Origin of the sequence: Lysobacter sp. OAE881, assembly GCF_040546665.1 — a bacterium.
Taxonomy (GTDB): domain Bacteria; phylum Pseudomonadota; class Gammaproteobacteria; order Xanthomonadales; family Xanthomonadaceae; genus Lysobacter_J; species Lysobacter_J soli.
This window is the reverse complement of record NZ_JBEPOG010000001.1, coordinates 1,592,519-1,618,410: the sequence shown is the minus strand read 5'-3', so window position 1 is coordinate 1,618,410 and position 25,892 is coordinate 1,592,519. Positions and strand designations below refer to the sequence as shown.

At 67.5% G+C, this 25,892-nt stretch carries 21 protein-coding genes and 2 pseudogenes; 14 read left to right on the top strand and 9 right to left on the bottom strand.

Features of this window, described 5'->3' with window-relative positions; all coding sequences use genetic code 11:
• Positions 1 to 14: 14 nt before the first annotated feature.
• The gene (gene murJ, locus ABIE51_RS07645) at positions 15 to 1,607 is read right to left on the bottom strand and encodes a murein biosynthesis integral membrane protein MurJ (protein ID WP_192631631.1); all 1,593 of its coding nucleotides are present in this window, start codon (positions 1,605 to 1,607) and stop codon (positions 15 to 17) included.
• Between the two features lie 137 nt (positions 1,608 to 1,744).
• Here murJ and rpsT point away from each other — a divergent pair, with 137 nt between their 5' ends.
• Complete coding sequence (gene rpsT, locus ABIE51_RS07640) at positions 1,745 to 2,014, top strand: 30S ribosomal protein S20 (protein WP_115840781.1); 270 nt, start codon at positions 1,745 to 1,747, stop codon at positions 2,012 to 2,014.
• Positions 2,015 to 2,117: 103 nt separating this feature from the next.
• Here rpsT and obgE read toward each other — a convergent pair whose 3' ends face one another.
• The 3 genes from obgE to rplU form a co-directional block, all read right to left on the bottom strand.
• Positions 2,118 to 3,203 (bottom strand): GTPase ObgE, encoded by a 1,086-nt coding sequence (obgE, locus tag ABIE51_RS07635; RefSeq protein ID WP_192630281.1) that lies wholly within the window; start codon positions 3,201 to 3,203, stop codon positions 2,118 to 2,120.
• A gap of 248 nt (positions 3,204 to 3,451) precedes the next feature.
• Positions 3,452 to 3,706: a 50S ribosomal protein L27 gene (gene rpmA, locus ABIE51_RS07630; protein ID WP_115840783.1), complete on the bottom strand. Its 255-nt coding sequence runs from the start codon at positions 3,704 to 3,706 to the stop codon at positions 3,452 to 3,454.
• A 16-nt stretch (positions 3,707 to 3,722) separates the two neighbouring features.
• On the bottom strand, positions 3,723 to 4,031 hold the full coding sequence (rplU, locus tag ABIE51_RS07625; RefSeq protein WP_115840784.1) for a 50S ribosomal protein L21: 309 nt from the start codon (positions 4,029 to 4,031) through the stop codon (positions 3,723 to 3,725).
• 682 nt (positions 4,032 to 4,713) lie between these two features.
• On the opposite strand from rplU, the gene ABIE51_RS07620 reads away from it, so the two are divergent.
• The 4 genes and pseudogenes from ABIE51_RS07620 (at position 4,714) to ABIE51_RS07605 (ending at position 11,477) form a co-directional block, all read left to right on the top strand.
• Complete coding sequence (locus ABIE51_RS07620; RefSeq protein ID WP_192630280.1) at positions 4,714 to 6,792, top strand: S8 family peptidase; 2,079 nt, start codon at positions 4,714 to 4,716, stop codon at positions 6,790 to 6,792.
• Between the two features lie 81 nt (positions 6,793 to 6,873).
• Entirely contained in the window at positions 6,874 to 7,722 is an 849-nt protein-coding gene (locus ABIE51_RS07615; protein WP_192630279.1) for an OmpA family protein, read from the top strand.
• Positions 7,723 to 7,961: 239 nt separating this feature from the next.
• A pseudogene (gene uvrA, locus ABIE51_RS07610) lies at positions 7,962 to 10,953 on the top strand (excinuclease ABC subunit UvrA).
• Complete coding sequence (locus ABIE51_RS07605) at positions 10,950 to 11,477, top strand: acyl-CoA thioesterase (protein WP_192630277.1); 528 nt, start codon at positions 10,950 to 10,952, stop codon at positions 11,475 to 11,477. The pseudogene uvrA and the gene ABIE51_RS07605 overlap by 4 nt, the downstream one beginning before the upstream one ends.
• A 190-nt stretch (positions 11,478 to 11,667) precedes the next feature.
• Here ABIE51_RS07605 and ABIE51_RS07600 read toward each other — a convergent pair whose 3' ends face one another.
• Entirely contained in the window at positions 11,668 to 12,069 is a 402-nt protein-coding gene (locus ABIE51_RS07600; protein ID WP_354503767.1) for a copper chaperone PCu(A)C, read from the bottom strand.
• A gap of 142 nt (positions 12,070 to 12,211) precedes the next feature.
• Between ABIE51_RS07600 and ABIE51_RS07595 the strand changes: the two genes are divergently transcribed.
• Positions 12,212 to 12,985 (top strand): enoyl-CoA hydratase/isomerase family protein, encoded by a 774-nt coding sequence (locus tag ABIE51_RS07595; RefSeq protein ID WP_192630275.1) that lies wholly within the window; start codon positions 12,212 to 12,214, stop codon positions 12,983 to 12,985.
• Between the two features lie 30 nt (positions 12,986 to 13,015).
• Here the strand turns inward: ABIE51_RS07595 and ABIE51_RS07590 are convergent, their stop codons facing one another.
• From ABIE51_RS07590 to ABIE51_RS07575, 4 genes and pseudogenes are all read right to left on the bottom strand, one after another.
• Positions 13,016 to 14,350, bottom strand: a complete 1,335-nt coding sequence (locus ABIE51_RS07590) for a substrate-binding domain-containing protein (protein ID WP_192630274.1) — start codon at positions 14,348 to 14,350, stop codon at positions 13,016 to 13,018.
• A 110-nt stretch (positions 14,351 to 14,460) separates the two neighbouring features.
• On the bottom strand, positions 14,461 to 15,324 hold the full coding sequence (locus ABIE51_RS07585; protein ID WP_192630273.1) for a sulfurtransferase: 864 nt from the start codon (positions 15,322 to 15,324) through the stop codon (positions 14,461 to 14,463).
• Positions 15,321 to 16,138: pseudogene (locus ABIE51_RS07580) on the bottom strand (CoA pyrophosphatase). The gene ABIE51_RS07585 and the pseudogene ABIE51_RS07580 overlap by 4 nt, the downstream one beginning before the upstream one ends.
• 232 nt (positions 16,139 to 16,370) lie before the next feature.
• Positions 16,371 to 17,054: an FKBP-type peptidyl-prolyl cis-trans isomerase N-terminal domain-containing protein gene (locus ABIE51_RS07575; RefSeq protein WP_115840795.1), complete on the bottom strand. Its 684-nt coding sequence runs from the start codon at positions 17,052 to 17,054 to the stop codon at positions 16,371 to 16,373.
• 219 nt (positions 17,055 to 17,273) lie between these two features.
• On the opposite strand from ABIE51_RS07575, the gene ABIE51_RS07570 reads away from it, so the two are divergent.
• The 8 genes from ABIE51_RS07570 (at position 17,274) to pstA (ending at position 25,881) form a co-directional block, all read left to right on the top strand.
• Complete coding sequence (locus ABIE51_RS07570; RefSeq protein ID WP_115840796.1) at positions 17,274 to 18,056, top strand: enoyl-CoA hydratase/isomerase family protein; 783 nt, start codon at positions 17,274 to 17,276, stop codon at positions 18,054 to 18,056.
• Entirely contained in the window at positions 18,056 to 18,448 is a 393-nt protein-coding gene (locus ABIE51_RS07565) for a hypothetical protein (protein ID WP_192630271.1), read from the top strand. Before ABIE51_RS07570 ends, ABIE51_RS07565 begins: the two co-directional genes overlap by 1 nt.
• 110 nt (positions 18,449 to 18,558) lie before the next feature.
• The gene (gene nth / locus ABIE51_RS07560) at positions 18,559 to 19,191 is read left to right on the top strand and encodes an endonuclease III (protein ID WP_502913328.1); all 633 of its coding nucleotides are present in this window, start codon (positions 18,559 to 18,561) and stop codon (positions 19,189 to 19,191) included.
• Positions 19,192 to 19,563: 372 nt separating this feature from the next.
• Positions 19,564 to 20,850, top strand: coding sequence for an OprO/OprP family phosphate-selective porin (locus tag ABIE51_RS07555; protein ID WP_157029742.1), 1,287 nt, complete (start codon positions 19,564 to 19,566; stop codon positions 20,848 to 20,850).
• A 309-nt stretch (positions 20,851 to 21,159) separates the two neighbouring features.
• The gene (gene pstS / locus ABIE51_RS07550; protein WP_354504828.1) at positions 21,160 to 22,167 is read left to right on the top strand and encodes a phosphate ABC transporter substrate-binding protein PstS; all 1,008 of its coding nucleotides are present in this window, start codon (positions 21,160 to 21,162) and stop codon (positions 22,165 to 22,167) included.
• 323 nt (positions 22,168 to 22,490) lie between these two features.
• On the top strand, positions 22,491 to 23,588 hold the full coding sequence (gene pstS, locus ABIE51_RS07545; protein WP_192630268.1) for a phosphate ABC transporter substrate-binding protein PstS: 1,098 nt from the start codon (positions 22,491 to 22,493) through the stop codon (positions 23,586 to 23,588).
• Between the two features lie 422 nt (positions 23,589 to 24,010).
• Positions 24,011 to 24,982 carry a phosphate ABC transporter permease subunit PstC gene (pstC, locus tag ABIE51_RS07540; protein WP_192630267.1) on the top strand — a complete coding sequence of 324 codons (972 nt, stop codon included), beginning with the start codon at positions 24,011 to 24,013 and terminating at the stop codon, positions 24,980 to 24,982.
• Positions 24,982 to 25,881: a phosphate ABC transporter permease PstA gene (gene pstA, locus ABIE51_RS07535; RefSeq protein ID WP_115840803.1), complete on the top strand. Its 900-nt coding sequence runs from the start codon at positions 24,982 to 24,984 to the stop codon at positions 25,879 to 25,881. Before pstC ends, pstA begins: the two co-directional genes overlap by 1 nt.
• Positions 25,882 to 25,892 lie beyond the last annotated feature (11 nt).

Sequence of the window (25,892 nt, the reverse complement as noted above, 5' to 3'; positions counted from 1 at the left end):
ACCGTACGGTCCACTCAGTGTTCGCGCAGGTCGCGCGGGCGGAAGCCCAGCGCCAGCAGCGCCACGAGATAGACCATCCCGCCACCGCCGACCAGCACGGCGAGATACCCGACGCGCGCCAGCTGGCCGATCTGCGTGAATGCCGGCGCCCATTGCAGCCCCACCCACAGCGCGGCGGACATCGCCACGCACGCGACGAGCAGGCGCATCAGGTAACGCAACCAGCCGGGCTGGCGTTCGTACACGCCCGTCTTGCGCAGCCAGTGCCACAGCAGCGCGAGATTGAGGTAGCTCGCCGCGGCGCTCGCGAAGCCCAGCGCCAGGTGCAGGCCCGGCGTCTGTTCGAGCGCGGCGAACACGCCCTTGGCGCGCACCTCCGGCGTGGTCCACAGCAGGTACAGCACCCACAGGAACAGCACGTTGAGCACCATGTTCGCGATCAGCGAGGCGATGCCGGCGCGAACCGGCGTCCGCGTGTCCTGCCGCGCATAGAACGCCGGCAGCACGATCTTCACCAGCGCGAAGGCCGGCAGGCCGAAGCTCAGGCCGAACACCGACATCGCCGCCATCTGCGTGTCGAACGCAGTGAACTTGCCGCGCTGGAACAGCGTCGCCACCAGCGGTTCGGCCAGGAACATAAGCCCGAGCATCGCCGGCATCGCGATCAGCAGCGTGGTCCGCAGGCCCCAGTCCAGCGCCTTCGAAAACCCTTCGGTATCGGTCTTGACGTGGTGCCGCGACAGCGCCGGCAGGATCACCGTGCCCAGCGCGACGCCGAACACGCCCAGCGGCAGTTCGAGGAAACGGTCGGCCTGCGAGAGCCACGTCTGCGAACCGACGAACAGCAACGAGGCGATCACCGTATCCAGCAGCAGGTTGATCTGCGCCACCGACGAGCCGAACAGCGTCGGCACCATCAGGCGCATCACCTTGCGCACGTCGGGATGCCTCCAGCCCCACTTCGGCAGCGTGAGCAGGTCCAGTTTGCGCAGCGCCGGCAGCTGGAACACGAGCTGCGCGATGCCGCCCGCCAGCACGGCCCAGCCCAGCGCGAGGATCGGCACTTCCAGGTGCGGCGCGAGCCACAGCGCGCCGGCGATCATGAAAAGGTTGAGGATCACCGGCGTGAAGGCCGGCAGCCCGAACCGGTGGAAGCTGTTGAGCGCCCCGCCCGCCAGCGCGGTGAGCGAGACGAACAGGATGAAGGGGAACGTCAGGCGCAGCAGGTCGACGGTCAGGCCGAACTTCGGCGCGTTGTCGAGCGAGCCCGGGCTGAAGACGGCCGCGATCTGCGGGGTGAAGATCAGCCCCAGCGCGGTCAGCACCATCAGGATCCCCCCCAGCGTGCCGGACACGCGGGCGACGAGTTCCTTCAGGTCCGCGTGCGGTCGGGTTTCCTTGATCTCGGTGAAGACCGGCACGAACGCCGTCGAGAACGAGCCTTCGGCGAACAGGCGCCGCATGAAGTTCGGGATCCGGAACGCGACCCAGAACGCGTCGGTGCCCGCATTGGCGCCGAAGGCCTGGTTGATCGCGATGTCGCGGACCAGGCCCAGCACGCGCGAGACCATGGTCATGCTGCTGAACGACAGCAGCCCTTTCAGCATCTTCGGCGCGCTCAAGCCCGCCCTCCCCGAGTCCGGCGGCCGCCGGCGTTGTTGTTGACGCAACCCACTGAATCCTCCATACTTTCCGGTCTGATTGTCCCCAGACCCTTTTCACTACCAGTTTCCAGGAATTCGCCGTGGCCAACATCAAGTCCGCCAAGAAGCGCGCCAAGCAGACCGTGGTCCGCAATGCCCGCAACGCCAGCCAGCGTTCGATGCTGCGTACCGCCGTCAAGAAGGTGCTCAAGGCCCTGGGCGAGAACGACGCCGCCGGCGCCGAGTCCGCCTTCGCCGTCGCGCAGCCGATCCTCGATCGCTTCAGCTCGCGTGGCCTGATCCACAAGAACAAGGCTGCCCGCCACAAGGCCCGCCTGAACGCCCGCATCAAGGCGCTCAAGGCCGCCTGATACGGCGGAACGGGGACGGGAGTCCGCGGCTTCGCCCGACGGGCTCCAGGCAGCAAACAAAAACCCGGCCGATGCCGGGTTTTTTGTTGCCCGCGCGAAGGCCTCAGGGTGCCGCATGCCCCTCGCCTGCGCGCTCGGCTTCCAGCGCCGCTTCGCGCTGGCGATCGAAGAAGGTCATGACGTCGAGCATGATCGGCCACGTGCCCTCCCGGCCGATGGCGGAGACGAGGTAGTGGCGATCCTTCCAGCCCAGCTCCTCGATGATCGACTTCACCGCGGCCTGCTGCTCTTCCTCCAGCAGCAGGTCGGCCTTGTTGAGCACGAGCCAGCGCGGTTTGTTGAGCAGCTCGGGATCGTGCTTTCCCAGTTCGCGCTCGATCGCGCGCACCTGGTCGGCCGGGCTTACGCCCTCCTCCGCGCCTTCGTCGTACACGCCGCCCGCAGGCGCGATGTCGACCAGGTGCAGCAGCAGGCGCGTGCGCTGCAGATGCTTGAGGAACTGCGTGCCGAGCCCCGCGCCTTCCGCGGCGCCTTCAATCAGCCCGGGAATGTCGGCGATGACGAAGCTGCGGTGCGGCTCGACGCTGACCACGCCGAGGTTCGGATAAAGCGTGGTGAACGGATAGTCCGCCACCTTCGGCGTTGCCGCGGAAACCGCGCGGATCAGCGTGCTCTTGCCGGCATTCGGGAAGCCCAGCAGGCCGACGTCGGCAAGCAGCTTGAGCTCGAGCTTGAGCACGCGCTCCTCGCCCGGCAGGCCCGGCAGCGCCTTGCGCGGCGAGCGGTTCACCGAGCTCTTGAAGTGCATGTTGCCCAGGCCGCCCTTGCCGCCCTTCGCGACCAGCAGGCGTTCGCCGTGGCGCGTGAGGTCGCCGATGACTTCATCGGTCTCGACGTTCATCACCACGGTGCCGACCGGCACGGTGATGACCAGGTCGTCGCCGGCCTTGCCGTACATCTGGCGGCCCATGCCGTTCTCGCCGCGCTTGGCGCGGAACTGGCGCTGGTGCCGGAAGTCGACGAGCGTGTTGAGGTTTTCGTCGGCCAGCAGCCAGACGCTGCCGCCGTCGCCGCCGTCGCCGCCATCGGGGCCGCCGAGCGGGATGAACTTCTCGCGACGGAAACCGACGCAGCCGTTGCCGCCGTTGCCTGCGCTGACCTGGATTTCGGCTTCGTCGACGAGTTTCATTGGAGTGCCGTGATTCGTGATTCGGAGTTGGTGATTCGTGGGAACGCGGCCGCGTTGCAGTCTAAAGGAATGCGGAACGCTGGCAGGCGCCGAAGATCCGTTCGCCTGCGCGAATCACGAATCCCAGCTCACGAATCACGTCATTGAAAACGAAAAGCCCCGCCGAAGCGGGGCTCCTCGTTGTCCTTTTGAAAAGTCCGCACACGGATGTGCGGGCTCTTGCGAAGGGACTCGCGTATGACGAGGAATTACTCGACGACGCTGACGGTGCGACGCTTCTTCGGACCCTTGGTCGAGAACTCGACCTTGCCGTCGACCAGCGCGAACAGCGTGTGGTCGCGACCCAGGCCGACGCCGGCGCCCGGATGGAACTGGGTGCCGCGCTGGCGAACGATGATGTTGCCGGCCTCGATGGCCTGGCCGCCGTAGATCTTCACGCCCAGGTACTTCGGGTTGGAGTCGCGGCCGTTACGGGTGGAACCTACGCCCTTTTTGTGTGCCATGGCTGCTTCTCCTTACTTAGCCGGCAATGCCGGTGATTTCGATTTCGGTGTAATGCTGACGGTGGCCCATCTGCTTGCGGTGGTGCTTGCGGCGACGGAACTTCACGATGCGCACCTTGTCGGCGCGGCCGTGGCCGACGACCTTGGCGGAGACCGACGCGCCCTTCAGGGCATCGCCAACCTTCACGCCATCGCTGCCGCCCAGCATCAGGACGTTGTCCAGCTTGATCTCGCTGCCGACTTCGACATCGAGCAGCTCGACGCGCAGGGTTTCGCCCTGCATCACGCGGTATTGCTTACCGCCGGTGACTACAACTGCGTACATGACCAGATTCCTCTGTAGTTATTTTGGTCGCTGTCGGCACCCGTGACGGGCGGACAGAAGCGGAATTCTAGGGCTTTCAGCGAGTTGGAGCAAGTCGGCCCGACTCGGGGCCCAAGACCACGGTGCGGGGGGCATACGCGTGACCCATCCCCTCCTCCTGCGGCTGGAGACGCCTGAAACACGACGCACGGCACATTCCTGCCCGCATTCAGTATCGTGTTTATTTTGTGAGCATTATCAACCACTTGCACGCGGTGCAGGCATCCCTTAACGTCGCTTCGACATGGCGGTTCAGGGCCCGTCCATGTCCCAGCCAACACTCGATGGGCCAGCGTTCACGCAGGCCGGGGGGACAGTCGCTGTGCAGTCGCAGGCCCTGATGTCTTCCGAGGACGCCACCGCGTCCACAGCAACGGGCGATCCCGCCCGGGCTTCCGCATCCCCGATCGCCGCCACACGTCGCACGCATCCGGACGCGCGCTCCGACGCCGTGAGCGTGCGTACGCAGCCTCGCTTCAGCTCCGCCCACCCACATGCGGGCACGCGCACGACGCCGGACGGCGTTTCGACGCGAGCCTCCACCCAGTCGCGCTCCGGTTAGCGCCGTCGCGCACTCGCACCGGCGTCGCTCAGGGGGAGGCGCCGGAGGTTCCTGCAGCAGCAGCCAACAAAGGACGTTGTCATGACTCGCAAAGCCCGCACCCTCAAGTGGACCGCCCTCGCCGTCGCCACCGCGCTCATCGCCGCCCCCGCGGCCTACTCCGGCGGCAAGTTGCCCGTCGCCAACAAGGTCAAGGTGTCCACGCTGTCGCCGGCCGCCGCCAAGGCGGCGAAGGAACAGCCGCAGAAGTACGACCGCTTCATCGTCACCTACCGTGAGGGCGCCAGGCGCCTGAGCGCCGCCGCTACCACCACGCAGTTCGCCACCGCCGCGAAGAACCTCAACGTCGGCATCGCGCCGATGCGCACGCTGGCCACCGGCAGCTCGCTGATCCGCACCGACCGCAAGCTCGACAGCCTCGCCACCAAGCAGCTGATGCTGGAGCTGATGAAGGATCCGAACGTGCTCGCGGTCGAACCCGATCGCCTGCGCAAGCCGCTGATGGTGCCCAACGATCCGCTCTACGCGCAGCAGTGGCACTACAAGAACGGCCCCGGCGGCATCAACGCCGAACCGGCGTGGGACCTGTCGACCGGCGACGGCGTCGTGGTCGCGGTGCTCGATACCGGCATCACGCCGCATTCGGAACTCAATAGCCAGACCGTTCCGGGCTACGACTTCATCATCGATACCGAAGTGAGCGTGGACGGCGACGGCCGCGATGCGGATCCGAACGATCCGGGCGACTGGCACGACGGCGAATGCAACATCTTCGGCATCCCCGAAGACAGCAGCTGGCACGGCACGCACGTGGCCGGCACGGTCGCGGCGGCGACGAACAACAACGCAGGCGTGGCCGGCGTGGCGTTCGGCGCGAAGGTGCAGCCGGTACGCGTGCTGGGCAAGTGCGGCGGCTACGAGTCCGACATCATCGACGCGGTGACCTGGGCGTCCGGCGGCACGGTGGCGGGCGTTCCGGCCAATGCGACGCCGGCCGAAGTCATCAACCTGAGCCTCGGCGGCAGCGGCGCGTGCTCGGTCGCCGAGCAGGCGGCCTACACCGCGGCGAAGGCGCGCGGCACGACGGTCGTGGTCTCGGCCGGCAACTCCTCGGCCGATGCGGCGGGTTATTCGCCCGCGAGCTGCAACGACGTCATCACCGTAGCGTCCGTCGGTCCGACCGGCGAGCTTTCGGAATTCTCCAACTACGGCAGCGTCGTCGACGTAGCGGCGCCGGGCGGTTCGGGCGTCGTGCCGGCCGAAGACAACATCCTGTCGACGCTCAACCTCGGCGCGCAGGGCCAGGGCGCCGAAGGCTACGCGTGGTATGCAGGCACCTCGATGTCCGCCCCGCACGTGGCGGGCACCATCGCGCTGATGCAGTCGGCGGCGGCCACGCCGAAGACGCCGGACCAGATCAAGAAGATCCTGGAAAACACGGCGTACGCGTCGGGTGGATTCGCCGGCGGCTGCAGCTACAACCTGTGGTGCGGCGCCGGCATCATCGACGCGCGCTACGCGGTCGCCGTCGCCAAGGGCGACGAACCGCTGCCGCCGGACGTCCCGCCGGCTCCGGAACCGCCGCCGGCCACCGAACTGCAGAACGGCGTCACCGTCACCGGCATCGAAGTGCTCGCCAACGACACCGTGCGCTACCAGCTGCTGGTGCCCAACGGCGCTTCGAACCTGCTGTTCGCGATGTACGGCGGCACGGGCGATGCCGACATGTACGTGCGCCGCGCGGCAGAGCCGACGACCACCGCGTACGACTGCCGTCCGTACACCGCGGGCAACAACGAGAACTGCTTCTTCCCGGCCCCGCAGGGCGGCACCTGGTACGTGACGATCCGCGGCTTCAGCAAGGCCACCGGCGTGTCGCTGTATCCGAGTTTCGTCGATGCGAACTGGCCGCGTTCGGTGGAAGCCGAGGCGATCGGGCTGGCGAACCATCGCACGCAGGTCACGCTCACCTGGACGCACGGCAAGAAGAACATCGACATCTACCGCAACGGCGCGATCCTCAAGACCGTGAAGAACAAGGGCACGGCGACGGATACGTTCCGCATCATCGGTAGCGGCACGATGAGCTACAAGCTGTGCAATAACGGCACGCAGGAATGCGCCGACCCGGTCGAGATCGACTACGCCTCGCACAAGTAAGCGATCGCGTTCGACCGATGCAGCAAGCAGGAAGGGCCCGGTCCGCCGGGCCCCTCCTTCCCTCCCCGCGATGGAGTGCCCATGAAGCCAGCCCGTGCTTTTCCTGTCGTGTTCCTCCCCGTCGTGCTGATCGCCGGCGTCGCCGCGCTGTCCGCCTGCAGTCGCGATACGCCGACCACCCAGGCGCCGCCGCCGACGGCTGCCGCGCCAGTGGCGCAGTTCGACGCCACGCTCAATGTGGTGAACAACAACGGCACCATCCGCTACGACGGCATCGTCGGTACCGATGCCGCGCGCCAGTCCGTCGAAACCGCGCTTCGTGGCGCCTACGGCCGCGTCTCCGGCGACCTCAAGGTCGATCCCGGCGCACGGCCCGCGCCCTGGCGGGACGGCCTGCCGGAATTCCTGAAGACCTTCAACCAGCCGGGCGCCGCCGTCTCGTTCGAAGGCCGTCGCATCGAGCTCCACGGCCACGCCAGCGAGGACGACCGCAAGGCCCTGCTCGCGCGCGCCGAGCTGCTCTATCCCGGCTACGCCTACACGGGCCTGTTCCAAGGGGTGGGCGATGGCGCGCAGGGCGAAGCGGTTTCCGCCGTACTCGCGGCCGTGAAGCCCGGAACGTCGGGCGCGCCGCTGGTGAAGGCGCTCAACGAGGCCGTGACGCAGACGCCGATCCGCTTCGAGCCCGGCAGCGCGCGCGTGGCGCCCGACAGCCTGGCGTTGCTCAGCAAGGCCGCGCAGGTGATCCAGGCGTCCGGCGACGCCACGCGGCTGCAGATTGCCGGCCCCGCCGCCGACGATCCGTCGCTCGCGCAGCAGCGCGCCGAGGCGATCAAGGTCCAGCTGATCGTCAACGGCGTCAGCCCCGCCGCGCTGGAAACCACCGCGCAGGCCGGCAACGGCGAAGCCGCGGCGTTCCGGTTGCTCTAAGCGGCCGCGACCGCACCTGATTCGCTCGTGCCACCTCCACTGCCGCGCAGTGGAGGAATCGCCGTCTCAGCCAGTGAGACGGCAGGTTCAGGAATGCCGCGTGGAACCCGCTGAACCGTGCTCCACGCGGCATTTCGCGCGCCTTTGGTTCCGGGCATTTGCCCCCATCTTCGCCTGTCGATACGCTCCCCTGTTCGCCCCGCGCTCCGCGACGGCGACCCTCCCCATACAGGCAACCGATGGCGCTGGATTACATCCGCATCCGCGGCGCGCGGACGCACAACCTCAAGAACATCGACCTCGACCTCCCCCGCGACAAGCTCATCGTGATCACGGGGCTGTCGGGATCGGGCAAGTCCTCGCTCGCGTTCGACACGATCTACGCCGAAGGCCAGCGACGCTACGTCGAGTCGCTGTCGGCCTACGCGCGCCAGTTCCTCTCCGTGATGGAGAAGCCGGACGTCGACCACATCGAAGGTCTCTCGCCGGCGATCTCGATCGAGCAGAAGTCGACCTCGCACAACCCGCGATCCACCGTCGGCACGATCACCGAGATCTACGACTACCTGCGCCTGCTCTACGCACGCGTGGGCACGCCGCGCTGCCCGGACCACGGTTACCCGCTGGAAGCGCAGACGGTCAGCCAGATGGTCGACCAGGTCGTCGCGCTCGGCGAAACCGAAGCCGGCCGCGAACAACGCTACATGCTGCTGGCGCCGGTGATCCGCGAGCGCAAGGGCGAGCACGCGCAGGTATTCGAACAGTTGCGCGCGCAGGGCTTCGTGCGCGTGCGCGTGGACGGCGTGCTGCACGAGATCGATGCCGTGCCGCCGCTCGCGCTGCGCGTGAAGCACACCATCGAAGCGGTGGTGGACCGTTTCAAGCCGCGCGACGACATCAAGCAGCGACTGGCCGAATCCTTCGAGACCGCGCTGAAGCTCGGCGACGGCATGGCGCAGGTCATGTCGCTCGACGACGCCGACGCGGCGCCGCTGCTGTTCTCGTCCAAGTACAGCTGCCCGGTGTGCGAATACTCGCTGCCGGAGCTGGAACCGCGGCTGTTCTCGTTCAACTCGCCGGTCGGCGCATGCCCGACGTGCGACGGCCTGGGCGTGGCGCAGTTCTTCGATCCCTCGCGCGTGGTCGTGCATCCGGAGCTGTCGCTCTCGGCCCGGCGCCGTGCGTGGCTGGGACCGTCGCAATGCCTACTACTTCCAGCTGATCCAGTCGCTGGCGCGCCACTACAAGTTCGACGTCGATGCGCCGTGGCAGTCGTTGCCGAAGAAGGCACGCGACGCGGTGCTGTTCGGCAGCGGCGATGAAACCATCAGCTTCACCTACCTCACCGAAGCCGGTGGCCGCAGCCAGCGCAAGCATCGCTTCGAAGGCATCGTGCCGAACCTGGAACGTCGCTACCGCGAGACCGAATCGGCCGCCGTTCGCGAGGAGCTGGCCAAGTACATCAGCGAACGCGCCTGCACCGATTGCGGCGGCGCGCGACTGAACCGCGCCGCGCGCAGCGTGTTCGTCGACGAGCGTCCGCTGCCGGACATCGTCGTGATGCCCGTGGACGAGGCGCTGGCGTTCTTCAAGGCGCTCAACCTGCCCGGCTGGCGCGGCGAGATCGCCGTCAAGATCGTCAAGGAAATCGCCGACCGCCTGCGCTTCCTCGTCGATGTCGGCCTCGACTACCTCACGCTGGAACGCAAAGCCGATTCGCTCTCGGGCGGCGAAGCCCAGCGCATCCGCCTGGCGTCGCAGATCGGCGCCGGCCTGGTCGGCGTGATGTACGTGCTCGACGAGCCGTCCATCGGCCTGCACCAGCGCGACAACGAACGCCTGCTCGGCACGCTCACGCGACTGCGCGACCTCGGCAACACCGTCATCGTGGTCGAACACGACGAGGACGCGATCCGCCTGGCCGATTACGTCGTCGACATCGGTCCCGGCGCCGGCGTGCACGGCGGCGAAGTGATCGCGCACGGCACGCTGGACGACCTGCTCAAGTCGCCGCGTTCGCTCACCGGCCAGTACCTGTCCGGCAAGCGCGGCATCGAAGTGCCGACGCGTCGCCACAAGCCCGACGCGAAGACCACCTTCCACCTGCGCGGCGCCACCGGCAACAACCTCAAGGACGTCGACCTGGCGATCCCGTCGGGGCTGTTCACGGCGATCACCGGCGTGTCCGGCTCGGGCAAGTCGACGCTGATCAACGACACGCTGTTCGCGATCACCGCCAACGAGCTCAATGGCGCCTCGCACACGGCGGCGCCGTATCGCGAGTACGAGAACATCGAGCTGTGGGACAAGGTTGTCGACATCGACCAGTCACCGATCGGCCGCACGCCGCGTTCGAATCCGGCGACCTACACCGGCCTGTTCACGCCGCTGCGCGAGCTGTACGCGCAGGTGCCCGAAGCGCGCGCGCGCGGCTATTCGCCGGGCCGCTTCAGCTTCAACGTGCGCGGCGGCCGCTGCGAGGCCTGCCAGGGCGATGGCCTGATCAAGGTGGAGATGCACTTCCTGCCCGACGTGTACGTGCCGTGCGACGTCTGCGGCGGCAAGCGCTACAACCGCGAGACGCTGGAGATCCTCTACAAGGGTTACAACATCAACGACGTGCTGGAAATGACCGTCGAGGATGCGCTGAACCTGTTCGAGAACATCCCGGCGATCTCGCGCAAGCTCGAAACGCTGATGGACGTGGGCCTGAGCTACATCAAGCTGGGCCAGAGTGCGACGACGCTGTCCGGCGGCGAGGCGCAGCGCGTAAAGCTGTCGAAGGAACTCTCGCGGCGCGACACCGGCCGCACGCTGTACATCCTCGACGAGCCGACCACGGGCCTGCACTTCCACGACATCGAACACCTGCTGACCGTGCTGCATCGCCTGCGCGACGACGGCAACACGGTGGTGGTGATCGAGCACAACCTCGACGTCATCAAGACGGCGGACTGGGTGATCGACCTGGGTCCGGAAGGCGGCCATCGCGGCGGCACGATCCTGGCCTGCGGTACGCCGGAAGAAATCGCCGCCCTGCCGCATTCGCACACCGGCCGCTTCCTCGCGCCGCTGCTGCAGGCCAAGCCGGAGGCGTCCGCGCGCAAGGCCAAGCCGGCCGCAGCCAAGGCCGGCGGCAAGGCCGCTTCGAAGACGGCAACGGCGAAGACCGCGGCGACCAGGACGGCCGCCGACAAGAAGAACAACACGAAGAAGAAGTCCGCCGCATGAGCGACGCCGCAACACCGAAGGCCCGCAAGACGCCTGCCCGCCGGCGCAAGCCGGCGGCGAAGAAGACCACCGAAAGCGCGGCGCCCGTCGCCGCGGCCGAATCGCAAGCCATCGAAGCAAGCCATACGCCCGTCGCGCTGATCCGCGTCCCGCTGTCGGTACGCTGGCGCGACCTGGACGCGTTCAACCACGTCAACAACTCGAAGTACCTGAGCTACCTCGAGGAAGCGCGCCTGCGCTGGATGCTCGGCGTGCCGGGACAGGGGCTGGACGATCATGTCGCGCCCGTCGTCGCCGCCGCCCATCTCAACTATCGCCGCCCGATCGAATGGCCGGCGGAAGTGGACGTCGAACTGTTCGTGGAACGGCTGGGCAACACGAGCGTCAGCATCGGCCACCGCATCGTCGATGCGAAGGACGACACGGTGCTCTATTGCGATGGCAACATCGTGATGGTGTGGATCGATCGCGGCACGGGACGTGCGGCGGAGCTGCCGGTGGCGGTGCGCGAGGCGTGCTCTTGAGGCATCGCGATCGACGGCCGGCCGCGTCTTGCTGCCGTCATTCCCGCGTAGGCGGGAATCCATCGATCAGACGCTTCACGGCTGACGGATGTAGTGATGCACGCCGGCGTGGATTTCCGCCTTCGCGGGAATGACAGCTAAAAAAAACAGCGCCCCAAGCGCTGTTTTTTTTTGAGTGGTGCCGCGCGCCCTACTCGCCCGCCTTCTTCGCCGTGAATTCGCCCAGCGCGTTCCCGCCGTCCTTGAGCGTGAACTCGATGGCGACCTTGCTGCCCGGCTTCAGCGACGCACCCGGCTCCATCAGCATCAGGTGCAGGCCGCCGGGCTTGAACGTCGCCGACTCGCCCGGCGCCAGGCGCAGTTCCGGCACGGCACGCATGCGGCTCACGCCATCGACCACGCGCGTCTCGTGCATCTCGACCTCACCGAACGCCGCGCTGCTCGCGCCGGTGATCGTGAGCGGCTTCGCGCACGGATTCTCGATGCGGCCGAAGCCGGCCATCATCGGCATCGCGGCCGGCGGCAGGCGCACCCAGCCGTCGACGACCTTCAGGGTGCAATCCGCAGCGGAAGCGGCGGACGATGCCGCCATCATTAGGGCCAGGAGGCCGAGTCGAATCGTGGTCGCGTTCATGGGCCTATGATACCCGCGACCCTCCGCGCGGTTTTGACGCCGCCCGGCGCCGTTCACGCAGCGCTGCATCGACAGCGCCACCGCCAGGAATACGCACGCAATGAGCCTAGTCGAAACACATTCCGCCGACGGCATCGTCGAACTCCGCCTGGCGCGCTCGCCGGTCAACGCGCTCAATCCGCAGCTGTGCAACGACCTGGTCGACGCGCTGGCAAAGGCGGTGGACGACGGCGCGCAGGGCATCGTGCTCGGCGGCGGCGCGAAGGTGTTTTCCGCGGGTCTTGACGTGCCGCACCTGCTCTCGCTCGGCGACGATCGCGAGGCGCTGATGGCCGCGTGGGAGACCTTCTTCCTCGCCGCACGCGCCCTCGCCGAATGCCCGGTGCCGGTCGTCGCGGCGATCGGCGGCCACGCGCCCGCCGGCGGCTGCGTGCTCGCGCTGTGCTGCGACTACCGCGTCATGGCGCGCAGCGAAGATCCCGCGAAGCCCTTCCGCATCGGCCTCAACGAAACGCAGGTCGGGCTGGTCGTGCCGGTCGGCATCCTGAAGCTGATGCAGCGCGTGGTGGGCACGCATCGCGCCGAGCGCCTGGTCGTCGCGGGCGACATGGTCGAAGCCGAGCGCGCCGAACGCATTGGTCTGGTCGACGAACTCGTGCCGCTCGACCAGGTGAACGCCCGTGCACGCGAATGGCTTGCGCAGCTGCTGAAGCTGCCGCAGCCGGTGATGCGCCAGACCCGTGCGATCGCGCGCGCGGATCTGGTCGCCGCGATGCAGCCGGAACAGATCCAGCTGCCGAAGTTCATCGCGGCGTGGAGCGATCCTTCGACGCAGGCCGCGCTGAAGGCGCTCGTGGCGAAGCTTGGCAAGTAGCCGCCGCAGCTTCGCCGACGGCCTGCGACGTCACAGCATCCAGATTTCCACCCGCTCGTTGCGATAACGCGCGCCCGGGGCTCCGGCCGCCGCCAGCGGCACCTGTGCGCCGACGCCGCGCGCGTGCAGCACTGGCAGGCCGCGCGCCATCAACTCGTGCGCGACGAGGTCGGCGCGATCGTTGCTGGTCATCGTCGCGGCAACCGAACTGCCGGCCGTGTCGGCGAATCCCACCACCAGCAATCGGCGGCCGCGATTCACCGGCAGCTGCATGAAGGCGACGATGCGGTCGATGTCGCGCACGGCGCGGCTGTCGTACACGCTCGCCGCCACGCCGCTTTCGTTGTTGCCGGTGAGGTTGAAGCGCAGGCTCAGCGGCAATCGCGTGGCCTTGCCGACGAGGTCGCGGTAATCCTTCGGCCCGACCAGCGTCGGCGGCGCATAGCCCGGACGCAGCGTCACCGCGAAATGCCCGGCGCGCGCGACCGCGTCCTGTCCGCGCGGGCCCATCGTGTACAGCGCGAAACTGCGGCTGAGCGCGCCCATCATCTGGCTGCCGTAGAGATAGAAACGACGCGCGAGCGGATAGTCCTCGCTCTGCACGGCCAGCCGCGTCGGAGCGACCGCGCGGCCTCCATCGGACAACGCAAGCGGACGCACGCTCGCGCCCCACGGCTGGCGCAGCGTGACGAAACCGATCGCGCCGGGATCCTTCGCGATGGAACGCACCAGCGATTCGCCATCGCCATGCAACGATGCGGGCGCATACGGCGAGCCCTGCATCACGCGTTCGTCGATGAGATCACGCGCGGAGTTCGCGCCGGCGACCATGTGCAGGTGGATCGCGCCGCGGCCGCCGAATTCGCGCCAGTCGCGCGCCTGCCCCGTCAATACGCGACGCAGCTGCGCGAACCCGAGCTGCGCCAGCGGGTTGTCGCGATGCACGACGACGGCCGCGCCGTCCAGCGCCATCGCGAATTCCTGGTCGTGCGAAGCCAGATCGCCAAGCTGCCAGCCCGCGTCGAGTTCCTCCGCGTTCGGCCGGCGCGTCATCATCGCGATGTGCGCATTGCCGTCGACGACGTCCTGGAAACCCTGCGCGGAACTGCTCGCCTGGATCTCCACGATCAGCGGCATGCCGTCGCGCTGGGCGTGGATCTCGGTCAGCGTCGGACTCGACTGCGTGCGCCGGATGTCCTGGTAGCCGATGTCGTGCAGCCACGACTCCGCCACCGCCGGCACCAGCCGCGCGGCCATCGTCTGCGATCCATGGATGCGGACGCGTTCCGCGTCCACCTGTGCGTGCGCGGCCGACGCTGCGACCGACAACACCATTGCAACCAACCAACCCGCGATGCGTGACATGGCGCACGCCCCCTGTGCGAAATCGCGCAAGGATCCGGGATGCGTGTGACGCGCAGATTACGTGTTACGCACTTCTGAAACGCGTGGTGCGAACGGACGGTTCGGGTATATCAGGCGCCGCGCGCGACCGGCCGCGAAGGATCGTCGATCCAGCCGCTCCACGAACCGGTGGACAGGCGCGCGCCCTCGAACCCCGCATGTTCCAGCGCGAGCAGCAGGTGGCAGGCCGTGACGCCCGAACCGCACATCGCCACGACATCGCGCGCATCGCGGCCCTGCAACAGTTCGGCGAATTCGCGTGCGAGTTCCTGCGCCGGACGGAAGCGCCCGTCGCGCATCGTCTGCGCATACGGACGGTTGCGCGCACCGGGCACATGGCCGGCGACGCGGTCGATGGGTTCGACCTCGCCACGGAAGCGCTCGGCCGCACGCGCGTCGAGCAGCACGCCACCAGCATCGAGATGCGCCTGCACCTGCGTCGAATCGAGCAGCCGGCTTTCATCGAACGTCGCCGGATACGGCGGCGCCGCCGTGGCGACGGGCATGTCTGCTTCGACCGGCAATCCGAGCGATTGCCAGCGCTGGAGCCCGCCGTCGAGCACGGCGACGCGCCGGTGCCCCAGCGCGCGCAGCAGGAACCACATGCGTGCGGCCGCGAGCGCGCCATCGGCCGCGTCGTACACGACGACCTGATGCTGCGCCGTCACGCCCCAACGGCCGAGCGCGGCGGTGAAATCCTGCAGCTTGGGCCACGGATGGCGACCGGCGTGCTGCTTGCGGTGATCGGACAGGTCGCGATCCAGATGCGCATAGAACGCGCCCGGGATGTGCGCGGCACGATGCGCCGCTTCGCCCGCTTCGGGTTCGGCGAGGCTGTGCCGCGTGTCGAAGACGATGACGTCGTCGCGACCCAGCGCGGCAGCCAGTTCTTCGGCCGACACCAGCGTGGTCCAGTTCGGGGTCGCATCGCTCATCGGATCGCCTCCAGGCGTTGGCGCAGGTTGTAGAGCATCGAGGCGGTCGCGCCCCAGATGCGCTGCGCGGGATAGCGGTACTCGAACACCTCGCGCGGACGGCCGCGGAAATCGAGCGTGTGCGTGGCCAGGTTGGCCGGATCGAGCAGGAACGCGAGCGGCACTTCGAACACGTCGGCCACTTCGTTCGGATCGGGATGCGCGACGTAATCGCTGGCGAGCACCGCGACGACCGGCTGCACGCGGTAACCGGTGATCGTGGCCAGCGGATCGAGGAAGCCCAGCGGATGGATCTGCCGCGCGCCGACGCCGATTTCCTCGTGCGTCTCGCGCAATGCGGCGGCGACGGCGTCGCTGTCGTCCGGTTCGATGCGACCGCCGGGGAAACTCACCTGCCCCGCGTGCTGGCGCAGCGCATCGGTGCGACGCGTGAGCAGCACGTGCGTGCCTTCCTCGCGCGGAACCAGGCCGACCAGCACCGCGGCTTCGATGCTCACCGCATCGTTCGGTACGAGGTCGTGCAGCTCGGCGAGGTTCCAGCCCGGACCGGGCGGCGGATCTGTGAGTGGATGCAGCGCCGAGGCGAGGTCGGGCCAGTCGGTCAATGCGGACGTGGCGGCCATCCGGTTCACCGGCGGCGCGTCTCGCGTTCGGGCAGAACGGTTTCCATCAGGCGCAGGCGCTCGTCGTCGTTCATCTGCGACCAGCGTGCGATTTCCGCGGTGGTGCGATGGCAACCGGTGCACAGGCCATCGTCGTCGAGCGAGCAGATGCCGATGCAGGGGCTGAGCACGGCGCGGAAAAAGGTATTCATGGATCGACCAACGTAAGGCGGACGTGCCTGGGATTCAACCGGCGCGGGCGTCGTAAACGCGTCGTGGTGCGCTGGCGCCGGATTTTGGGTGCTCATAAAAACGTCGAGCCGGCGGGGCCGGCTCGACGTGTGTGTTGCTTTGCGCTTCGCGTCGCGAAGCGCTGGATCCCCACTTTCGCGGAGATGACGGTTCGGCAAAGCCGCTCGCGCTATGCGCGAGCGGGCCGAAACGTCACTTCACGCTGACGAGCTTGACTTCGAACTGCACGGCGACGTTCGGCGGGAACGGCGTACGCGGGTCGGCGCCATAGGCCTTGTCCGACGGCAGCGTGATTTCCCACTTCGAACCGGCCGGCATCTGCAGCAGCGCTTCGCGCATGGCCGGCATCTCGATGTCGCTGACCTTGATCGACGGGATCTGCTGCGCCGGACGGGCCTGCTGCGGACGCTCGCCCCAGGCGTACGGACCGGCGACTTCCAGCTGCACGGTGCTGGCCTGCGTCGGCTTGGCGCCCGAGCCCTTCTCGATCTCGCGATACTGCACGCCGCTCGGCAGCGACTTCACGCCGGCCTTGGACTTGTTGGCGGCGATGAACTGGTCGCTCTTGGTCTTGTTCTCGGCGGCGGCCTTGTCCCACGCGGCCTTCGCCTTGGTCTGCTGGCGCTGCTGCATGTTCTGCACGGCGGTGCGCAGCTGGTCGACCGGCACCGACGGCTGCTTCTTGCCGTAGCCGTCCTGCAGGCCCTTGATGATGGTGTTGACGTCGACCTGCTCGCCGCTTTCGATGGCGTTGCGGCCCAGGTCGTAACCGAGCGCGTAGCTCAGCTTGCCCTGCTCGGTCGAAGTGTTCTGCGCGGCGGCAGTGCCGGTCAGGGCCAGGGCCGCGACGGCGGCAGCGATCAAACGCAACTTCATTCGAATGAATCTCCGTAATGGATCGGGGCGGGACTACCGCTCCTTAGTGATAAGGCCCGCACCGGTCGAATGGACCCGGATGGACGCGCTAGGATACCGGCGCCAGTACTTAATCGCCACTGACGCCGAACGGCTCAGACAGCGTCTCCCGGGCGAAGTTCCGGGCCCGATGCAGCGCGATTCCCGCCACTTTCGCAGCCTCCTGGACCCGCCGCCTCCATGTCCGAAACGCCCGTCCTCACCGCCGACCGCGGCGCCGTCCGCGTCGTCACCGTCAACCGCCCCGACAAGCTGAATGCGCTCAACGCCGCCACGCTGGACGCCCTGCTGGCGGCGTTCGAGGCCGCCGCGGCCGATCCGTCGGTCCGCTGCGTCGTCCTGACCGGCGCCGGCCCCAAGGCCTTCGTCGCCGGGGCGGATATCGCGGAGATGAACGGGCTGACCGCGGTCCAGGGCCGCGACTTCTCGCTGCGCGGCCAGAAGCTGATGCGCCGGGTGGAAAAAATGCCCAAGCCGGTGATCGGCATGATCAACGGCTTCGCCCTCGGTGGCGGGCTGGAACTGGCGATGGGCTGCCACCTGCGCATCGCGGCCGACACGGCCAAGGTCGGCCAGCCGGAGATCAACCTCGGGCTGATCCCCGGCTTCGGCGGCACGCAGCGCCTGCTGCGCCTGGCCGGCCGTGCGGCGACGCTGGAACTGTGCCTCGTCGGCGCGCCGATCGACGCCGCCCGTGCGCGCGAGCTCGGCATCGTCAACCGCGTCGTGCCGGCCGCTGAGCTGGAGGCCGAGACGATGAAGCTCGCCGAGCAGATCGCGAACTCCGCCCCGCTCGCGCTGCGTGGCGTGCTCGACTGCGTCAACGTCGGCGGCGAATGCGGCATCGAGGAAGGCCTGGAATACGAGACGGCGCAGTTCGGGCTGATGTTCGCCACGCAGGACATGCGCGAAGGCACGACCGCGTTCCTCGAACGCCGCAAGCCGAACTTCAGCGGCCAGTAATGCACGACGCGTCGAACGCCTGCGTGTGCGGTTGCGATGATCCGCGCGGCGCCGCGGCGCACGCGGTCAACGCCGCGTTGCGCGTCGACGACGTGGACCGCGCGATCGAGGCGGGCCTGCTCGATCGCGAGGTCGAATGCACGCACTGCAGCGACCAATGCCGCGCGCGCCTGCACGAAGCGCGTGCTGCACGTGTTGATGCGCTGGCCGCGCGCGAACGCTATCGCGCACGCGCTGCACGACTTGAACGCCGTGCACGCGAACGCGCGGAGAAGCGCGTGTCGCCGTCGGTCACCGCGGTGGTGACGCCCACGCCCTCTGCCCTGCCCTCGGCCGCCGCCGCCGCGCTCGCACGTGCGCGCGAGAAGGCCGCGCAACGCCACAAGCCATGACGCCTGTCGCATCGAAGAAGAAAACCGCCACGAAGAAGGCCGCGCCGAAGAAAGTCGTGACCAAGCGCGCCCGGCGCGGCAGCCGCCTGTCCGCTGAGGAAATCGAGACGATGTTCGCGCGGTTGAAGGCGCTCAATCCGGCGCCGAAAACCGAACTCGAATACGCGACGCCGTACGAACTGCTGGTAGCGGTGACGCTGTCGGCGCAAGCGACCGACGTCGGCGTCAACAAGGCCACGCGCAAGTTGTTCCCGGTCGCCAACACGCCGCAGAAGATCGCGAAGCTCGGCGTCGAAGGACTCAAGCCGTACATCTCGACGATCGGCCTGTACAACACCAAGGCCGCCAATGTCGTCGCGATGGCGCAGCAGTTGATCGAACACCACGGAGGCGAGGTGCCGCGCGACCGCGACGCGCTCGAAGCGCTACCCGGCGTTGGGCGCAAGACGGCGAACGTCGTCCTCAACACCGCGTTCGGCGAGCCGACGATGGCGGTGGACACGCACATCTTCCGCGTCGCCAACCGCACCGGCCTTGCGCCGGGCAAGACCGTGCGCGCAGTCGAGGATGGCCTGCTGAAGGTCGTTCCGCCCGAGTACCTGCACGATGCCCACCACTGGCTGATCCTGCACGGCCGCTACGTGTGCAAGGCGCGCCGGCCCGATTGCCCGCATTGCGCGATCCGCGACATCTGCCGCTACCCGGACAAGACGCCGGGCGAGCCGGACGCGATCGCCACGTGAGCGCCGCCACGATCGCGAATCGGCCGTCATCACCGCGAGGCGGGGATCCATGCCTTCGGAACGACACGGCCTTCGAAGGACATGACATATCGGGAAGTTGGATTCCCGCCTTCGCGGGAATGACGTCGAGGGATGTGATCGCGTGACGGCCTGGGTCCCGGCCTTCGCCGGGATGACGGTGTGTAGTTGCACGCGCACATGGCGGAGCCGCCACTCCCCACCGCCTCGCCCGCGCTGTCCCACCTGCGCCAGCTCGCGCCTCGCGTCATCCCCGCGTCATCGCAGCGAAATAAGTCAGCGCTGTCACATTTACGCAACTTTCACGACCTAGCCTGCGCAGCGTCTTCTCACTACGCCCCAAGGGCTACGTCCATGAAACTGTCCCGCAGCACCCTGTCCGTCGCGCTGCTCGCCGCCCTCGTCGCGCCGGCCGCGCATGCCGAAATCGCGCTCGACGTGATCGGCAACTCCGAAGTCTCCTTCGAAGGCCTGGTCCAGGCCGACTACAACTACTTCGACAGCGACTTCGCCGACCTCAACGCCGGTGGCGACGGCCTCGACGGCCGCGACAGCGACAACGAACTGCGCCGCGCCGAGCTGGTGCTCAAGGGCAAGGGCCCGGGCAACTTCGAGTGGGTGGTCGGTTACGACGCCAAGGCCGACAAGTGGCTGGACGTCAACGCCAAGTACAAGATCCGCGGCGATTCGAACCACTACTTCCAGCTGGGCCAGTTCAAGCAGCCCAACAGCATGGAAGAGCTGTCCTCGACCAAGAACAACGACTTCATCGCCAAGGCGCTGGTCACCAACACCTTCGGCGTCGCCCGTCGTCTCGGCGGCCAGTACCGCTACGGCGCCAACGACTGGGGCGTGACCGCCAGCTACTTCACGCGCGAGCTCACCGAGCATCCGGCTCCGACGCCGCACGGCCCGGGCTACGGCCTGCGCGGCAACTGGGCGCCGATCAACGAGAAGGGCAACATCTTCCACCTGGGCCTGTCGTACGTTGACTACGACACCTTCCAGGACACGGTCCGCCTGCGCGCCCGTCCGGGCGCCGACCTCGCCGGCACGCGCCTGGTCGACACCGGCAACATGACCAACACCGACCGCCAGAAGACCGTCGGCGCCGAAGCGATGTACGTCACCGGCCCGGTCAAGCTGCAGGGCGAGTACATGCAGACGAAGGTGGAGCGCTACAACAACGGCAATCCGCGCCAGTCGCACAACTTCGACGGCAACAGCTGGTACGTCAGCGGCCTGTGGAACATCACCGGCGAGACCTGGGGCTACAAGGAAGGCACGCCGACCACCCCGCTGCCCGACGAACCCGCCAGCGGCATGTGGCAGGTCGGCGCGCGCTTTGATTCGATCGACCTGGACGACGGCATCGTCATCGCGCCGACCTCGCCGACCGCCGCCGCGGCCGTCGACGGCGTGCTGGGTGGCCAGATGGACACGTGGACCGTCGGCGTGAACTGGTACTGGCGTTCGAACTTCAAGTTCATGCTGAACTACGTGATGGTCGACAGCTCGAAGTTCATGGCGCGCACTCCGACCACCGGCCTGGTCAACCCGGCCGACCAGAACCAGCTCGTCAACCGCAAGGTCGACGACAACCCGAACATCTTCGAAGCCCGCATGCAGTTCTACTGGTAATCGACGCTTCAAAGGTTCCAGCTCCCTCCCTTTGTGAACCTCCGGGCGCGGTCGTTTGGCCGCGCCCTTTTTTTCGCCCATGCCGTCGTTCCCGCGAAGGCGGGAATCCAGCGTCCAGACGCGATCCCGCTATCCGACAGCTCGACGTCGGGCAGATGGTTCCCCGCCTTCGCGGGGATGACAGCAGGAAGCTTGCGCCGTAACACGCGTGTCACACACCCGACCCGGCGCTGTCATCCAACGGTTATCAAATGCGCCACGAACGGGCACGGCCCGTCGTCACTCCAGGAGAGCATCGTGTTCAAGTCCATCCAGTTCCGCTTCGCCGCGCTCGCGCTGGCCAGCACCGTCGCCATGGGCGCGCAGGCGGCCGACGTCACCGGCGCCGGCGCGTCGTTCGTCTACCCGGTCATGTCGAAGTGGTCGGCCGACTACAACAAGGCCGCCGGCAAGAAGGTCAACTACCAGTCCATCGGCTCCGGCGGCGGCATCGCGCAGATCAAGGCCGCGACGGTCGACTTCGGTTCCTCCGACGCACCGCTGAAGCCGGAAGAACTGGCGCAGGCCGGCCTGGCGCAGTTCCCGTCGGTCATCGGCGGCGTGGTGCCGGTCGTCAACGTGCCGGGCATCGCCTCCGGCGCGCTGAAGCTCGACGGCGAGACGCTCGCCAACATCTTCCTGGGCAAGATCACCAAGTGGAACGACCCGGCGATCGCCGCGCTCAACGGCGGCGTGCAGCTGCCCGACCGCAAGATCACCGTCGTGCACCGCTCGGACGGTTCGGGCACCACGTTCAACTTCGTCAACTACCTCTCGAAGGTGTCGCCGGACTGGAAGTCGAAGGTCGGTGAAGGCACGTCGGTGAAGTGGCCGGTGGGCATCGGCGGCAAGGGCAACGAAGGCGTCGCCGCGTACGTGAAGCAGATCGTCGGCGGCATCGGCTACGTCGAGCTGTCGTACGCGCTGCAGAACAAGATGTCGTACTCGCGTCTGAAGAACGCCGCCGGCAACTTCGTGCTGCCGTCGGACGAGAGCTTCTCGGCCGCCGCCGCCAGCGCCGACTGGGCGAACGCGAAGGACTTCTACCTGGTGATGACCAACGCCCCGGGCGCGAACGCCTGGCCGATCACCGCCACCAACTTCATCCTGATGTACAAGCAGCCCAAGAATGCCGCCGGCGCGAAGAACGCCAAGGAATTCTTCCGCTGGGTCTACGCCAACGGCGACCAGCAGGCCAAGGCGCTGGACTACGTCCCGCTGCCGGACGCGCTGGTGAAGCAGATCGAGACCTACTGGTCGACCTCGATGAACTACTGATCCCTTCCGGGTTCAGCGATACGGAAAGGCGGGCTTCGGCCCGCCTTTCTTTTGTAGCCCCTCTCCCGCTTGCGGGAGAGGGGTTGGGGTGAGGGCAAGAGGTCGGAGGGCCGCGGGCTCGCCCTCATCCGCCTGCCGGCACCTTCTCCCGCCCGCGGGAGAAGGGCTTCTCCGTCCGTGCGTCCGTGCGACGGACGATCCCGCAACCCCGCCAGGCCGGCATTGCAGAAATGTGACCGCTGGATGTCATTGGGCTGTAACAAAAGAATCATCAAATGGCGCAGCCCGGCCAGCAGGCCGGATCCTTCCCCTTGGAGTTGCGCATGAACCCGTCGTCGGCCCGCATTGCCGCCCTCGCCTTCGCCATCGCCCTGACCGTCGCGGCCTGCAAGCCCGCCGGCGACACCAACGCACCGGCCACCGGCGCGGACACCGGCGCTTCCGCTGCGAACGCTCCGGCCGGCGACAAGGTCGCCGCGCAGATCACCGGCGCCGGCGCGACCTTCATCTACCCGCTGATCTCGAAGTGGTCGGACGACTACAACAAGGCCACCGGCGCGAAGGTCAACTACCAGTCCATCGGTTCCGGTGGCGGCATCGCGCAGATCAAGGCCGGCACGGTGGACTTCGGTTCCTCCGACAAGCCGCTGCCGTCCGACGAACTCGCTGCCGCGGGCCTCGGCCAGTTCCCGTCCGCCATCGGCGGCGTGGTGCCGGTGGTGAACATCGAAGGCATCGAGCCGGGCAAGCTGCGCCTCACCGGCCCGCTGCTGGCCGACATCTTCAGCGGCAAGGTCGCGACCTGGAACGATCCGGCGATCGCCGCGGTGAACCCGGGCCTGACGCTGCCGTCGACGAAGATCAACATCGTCCACCGCTCCGACGGTTCGGGCACCACGTTCAACTTCACCAACTACCTCTCGAAGGTCTCGCCGGACTGGAAGTCGAAGGTCGGCGAAGGCACGTCGGTGCAGTGGCCGGGCGGCGTGGGCGGCAAGGGCAACGAAGGCGTCGCGTCCTACGTGAAGCAGATCAAGGGTTCGATCGGTTACGTCGAACTCGCGTACGCGCTGCAGAACAAGATGGCGTTCGCGTCGTTGCAGAACGCCGCCGGCAACTGGGTGCTGCCGAGCGCCGAGAGCTTCCAGGCCGCCGCCGCCGGCGCCGACTGGGCCAGCGCGAAGGACTTCAACCTGGTGATCACCAACGCGTCGGGCGAGCAGGCCTGGCCGATCACCGCGACCAATTTCATCCTCATGTACAAGACGCCGAAGGACGCGAAGCGTTCGGCGGACACGCGCGAGTTCTTCAAGTGGGCCTTCGAACAGGGCCAGTCGCAGGCGCAGGCGCTGGACTACGTCCCGCTGCCGCCGGCGCTGGTGCAGCAGGTCGAGGCGTACTGGGCGGCCGAGTTCAAGTGACGATCCGGCGCCTGCGCGCTTTGCGCGCAGGCCTTTGCCGGATCGTCATCCCCGCGAAGGCGGGGATCCAAGTGTCCGGACTCATTCCGCTCTCCGGATAGCGTGCTGAAACTGAAAGATGGATTCCCGCCTCCGCGGGAATGACGGCAAAAAAGCAAAGGCCAAAACGTCGGGTCCCGTCTCCGCGGGAATGACCGCAAAAAACAAGGCCAAAACGTCGATTCCGCCTCCGCGGGAATGACGGCAAGAAACACCGCAACACGCAACGCGCACCACGTCATCCCGCGAACGCGGAGACGCCATGAACGCAGCACCGGGTCGCACTCCCTCTCTCTCCCTGCGATACGGCAATCGCGTCCATGGTCTCCCGCCTTCGCGGGAATGACGGCCCAGAACCCGGAACGGCCACACGAACCCCTCGGATGAATGCCACTTCCCTCCCCGCCGTTGAAGTTCCCAAGTCGCGCGACCACAAGGACGCGCGCAACGACCGGCTGTTCCGGTACGTCCTCACCGGCACCGTGATCTTCGTGCTCGTCGCGCTCGCCAGCGCGGCGCTGTCGATGCTCTGGGGCGGACGCCACGTGCTCGAAGCCGAAGGACTGCGCTTCTTCTTCAGCACCGAATGGAACCCCGTCGAGAACCGCTACGGCGCTCTGGTGCCGATCTACGGCACCGTCGTCACGGCGCTCATCGCGATGCTGATCGCGGTGCCGGTGAGCTTCGGCATCGCGTTCTTCCTCACCGAAGTCGCGCCGCGCTGGGCGCGCGGCCCCATCGGGACGGCGATCGAACTGCTCGCCGGCATTCCCTCGATCATCTACGGCATGTGGGGCCTGTTCGTGCTCGTGCCGGTGATGACCGAATACGTCACGCCGTGGCTCAACGACCATGTCGGCACGCTGCCGGTGATCGGCGCCCTCTTCCAGGGCCCGCCGCTGGGCATCGGCATGCTGACCGCCGGCATCGTGCTGGCGATCATGGTGATCCCGTTCATCTCCTCGGTGATGCGCGAGGTCTTCCTCACCGTGCCCACGCGCCTGAAGGAATCGGCCTACGCGCTGGGTTCGACCAAGTGGGAAGTGAGCTGGGACATCGTGCTGCCGTACACGCGGTCGGCGGTGATCGGCGGGATCTTCCTGGGCCTTGGCCGCGCGCTCGGCGAAACGATGGCGGTGGCCTTCGTGATCGGCAACAGCGTGAACTTCTCCGCCTCGCTGCTCGAGCCGGGCACGACCATTGCCGCGCTGATCGCCAACGATTTCGGCGAGGCGACCGAAACCTACCGCTCCGCGCTGCTGCTGCTGGGCTTCGTGCTGTTCATCGTGACCTTCGTGGTGCTCGCGATCGCGCGCTTCATGCTGCTCAAGCTCGCCCGCAAGGAGGGCAACTGATGAGCGCTCCCACCGTTTCGGTGAAGACCGCGCACGACTTCAAGGTCGCCGACGCGCTCTATCGCCGCCGCCGTGTCATCAACGTCGTCTCGCTGGTGCTGGCCTGCGCGGCCGCCTTGTTCGGCCTGTTCTTCCTGGGCTGGATCCTGTGGACGCTGATCGCCAAGGGCATCGGCGGCATCAACTGGGCGCTGTTCACGCAGAACACGCCGCCGCCGATGCAGGAAGGCGGCCTGCTCAACGCCTTCTTCGGCAGCGCCGTGATGTGCGTCATCGCGATCCTGATCGGCACGCCGCTGGGCATCGCCGCGGGCACGTGGCTCGCCGAATACGGCCACGCGCGCAAGTTCGGCACGGTGGTGCGCTTCGTCAACGACATCCTGCTGTCGGCGCCGTCGATCGTGCTGGGCCTGTTCGTGTACACGCTGGTGGTGATGCAGACCGGCGGCAACTTCTCGGCGCTGGCCGGTGCGATCGCGCTCGCCTTCATCGTGCTGCCGGTGGTGGTGCGTACGACCGACGAGATGCTGCGACTGGTGCCGGCGCAGATGCGCGAAGCCGCGCTATCGCTGGGCGTGCCGCAGTGGAAGGTCATCATGCAGGTGCTCTACCGCAGCGCCTCGGCGGGCATCGTCACCGGCGTGCTGCTCGCGCTGGCCCGCATCTCCGGCGAAACCGCGCCGCTGCTGTTCACCGCCTTCGGCAACCAGTACTGGTCGACCAACGTGCTGCAACCGATGGCGTCCGTGCCGGTGGTGATGAACCAGTTCGCCGGCAGTCCGTACGAATCGTGGCAGGTGCTGGCCTGGGCCGGCGCGCTGGTGCTCACCGTCTTCGTCCTCCTCATCAGCCTCATCGCGCGCGCCATCGTGCTGCGCAACCGGATCAGCCATGACTGACCTCTCCAACC

Bases quoted from the DNA above. Each gene is read 5' to 3' on its own strand.
- ABIE51_RS07585 (WP_192630273.1), bottom strand. From the start codon at position 15,324: ATGAGCGATGCGACCCCGAACTGGACCACGCTGGTGTCGGCCGAAGAA.
- nth (WP_502913328.1), top strand. From the start codon at position 18,559: ATGTTCGCGCGGTTGAAGGCGCTCAATCCGGCGCCGAAAACCGAACTC.
- ABIE51_RS07575 (WP_115840795.1), bottom strand. From the start codon at position 17,054: ATGAAGTTGCGTTTGATCGCTGCCGCCGTCGCGGCCCTGGCCCTGACC.
- ABIE51_RS07590 (WP_192630274.1), bottom strand. From the start codon at position 14,350: ATGTCACGCATCGCGGGTTGGTTGGTTGCAATGGTGTTGTCGGTCGCA.
- rplU (WP_115840784.1), bottom strand. From the start codon at position 4,031: ATGTACGCAGTTGTAGTCACCGGCGGTAAGCAATACCGCGTGATGCAG.
- ABIE51_RS07615 (WP_192630279.1), top strand. From the start codon at position 6,874: ATGAAGCCAGCCCGTGCTTTTCCTGTCGTGTTCCTCCCCGTCGTGCTG.
- pstS (WP_192630268.1), top strand. From the start codon at position 22,491: ATGAACCCGTCGTCGGCCCGCATTGCCGCCCTCGCCTTCGCCATCGCC.
- rpmA (WP_115840783.1), bottom strand. From the start codon at position 3,706: ATGGCACACAAAAAGGGCGTAGGTTCCACCCGTAACGGCCGCGACTCC.
- ABIE51_RS07620 (WP_192630280.1), top strand. From the start codon at position 4,714: ATGACTCGCAAAGCCCGCACCCTCAAGTGGACCGCCCTCGCCGTCGCC.
- ABIE51_RS07600 (WP_354503767.1), bottom strand. From the start codon at position 12,069: ATGGCGGCATCGTCCGCCGCTTCCGCTGCGGATTGCACCCTGAAGGTC.
- ABIE51_RS07555 (WP_157029742.1), top strand. From the start codon at position 19,564: ATGAAACTGTCCCGCAGCACCCTGTCCGTCGCGCTGCTCGCCGCCCTC.
- pstC (WP_192630267.1), top strand. From the start codon at position 24,011: ATGAATGCCACTTCCCTCCCCGCCGTTGAAGTTCCCAAGTCGCGCGAC.
- ABIE51_RS07570 (WP_115840796.1), top strand. From the start codon at position 17,274: ATGTCCGAAACGCCCGTCCTCACCGCCGACCGCGGCGCCGTCCGCGTC.
- pstA (WP_115840803.1), top strand. From the start codon at position 24,982: ATGAGCGCTCCCACCGTTTCGGTGAAGACCGCGCACGACTTCAAGGTC.
- murJ (WP_192631631.1), bottom strand. From the start codon at position 1,607: ATGCTGAAAGGGCTGCTGTCGTTCAGCAGCATGACCATGGTCTCGCGC.
- obgE (WP_192630281.1), bottom strand. From the start codon at position 3,203: ATGAAACTCGTCGACGAAGCCGAAATCCAGGTCAGCGCAGGCAACGGC.
- ABIE51_RS07595 (WP_192630275.1), top strand. From the start codon at position 12,212: ATGAGCCTAGTCGAAACACATTCCGCCGACGGCATCGTCGAACTCCGC.
- ABIE51_RS07605 (WP_192630277.1), top strand. From the start codon at position 10,950: ATGAGCGACGCCGCAACACCGAAGGCCCGCAAGACGCCTGCCCGCCGG.
- ABIE51_RS07565 (WP_192630271.1), top strand. From the start codon at position 18,056: ATGCACGACGCGTCGAACGCCTGCGTGTGCGGTTGCGATGATCCGCGC.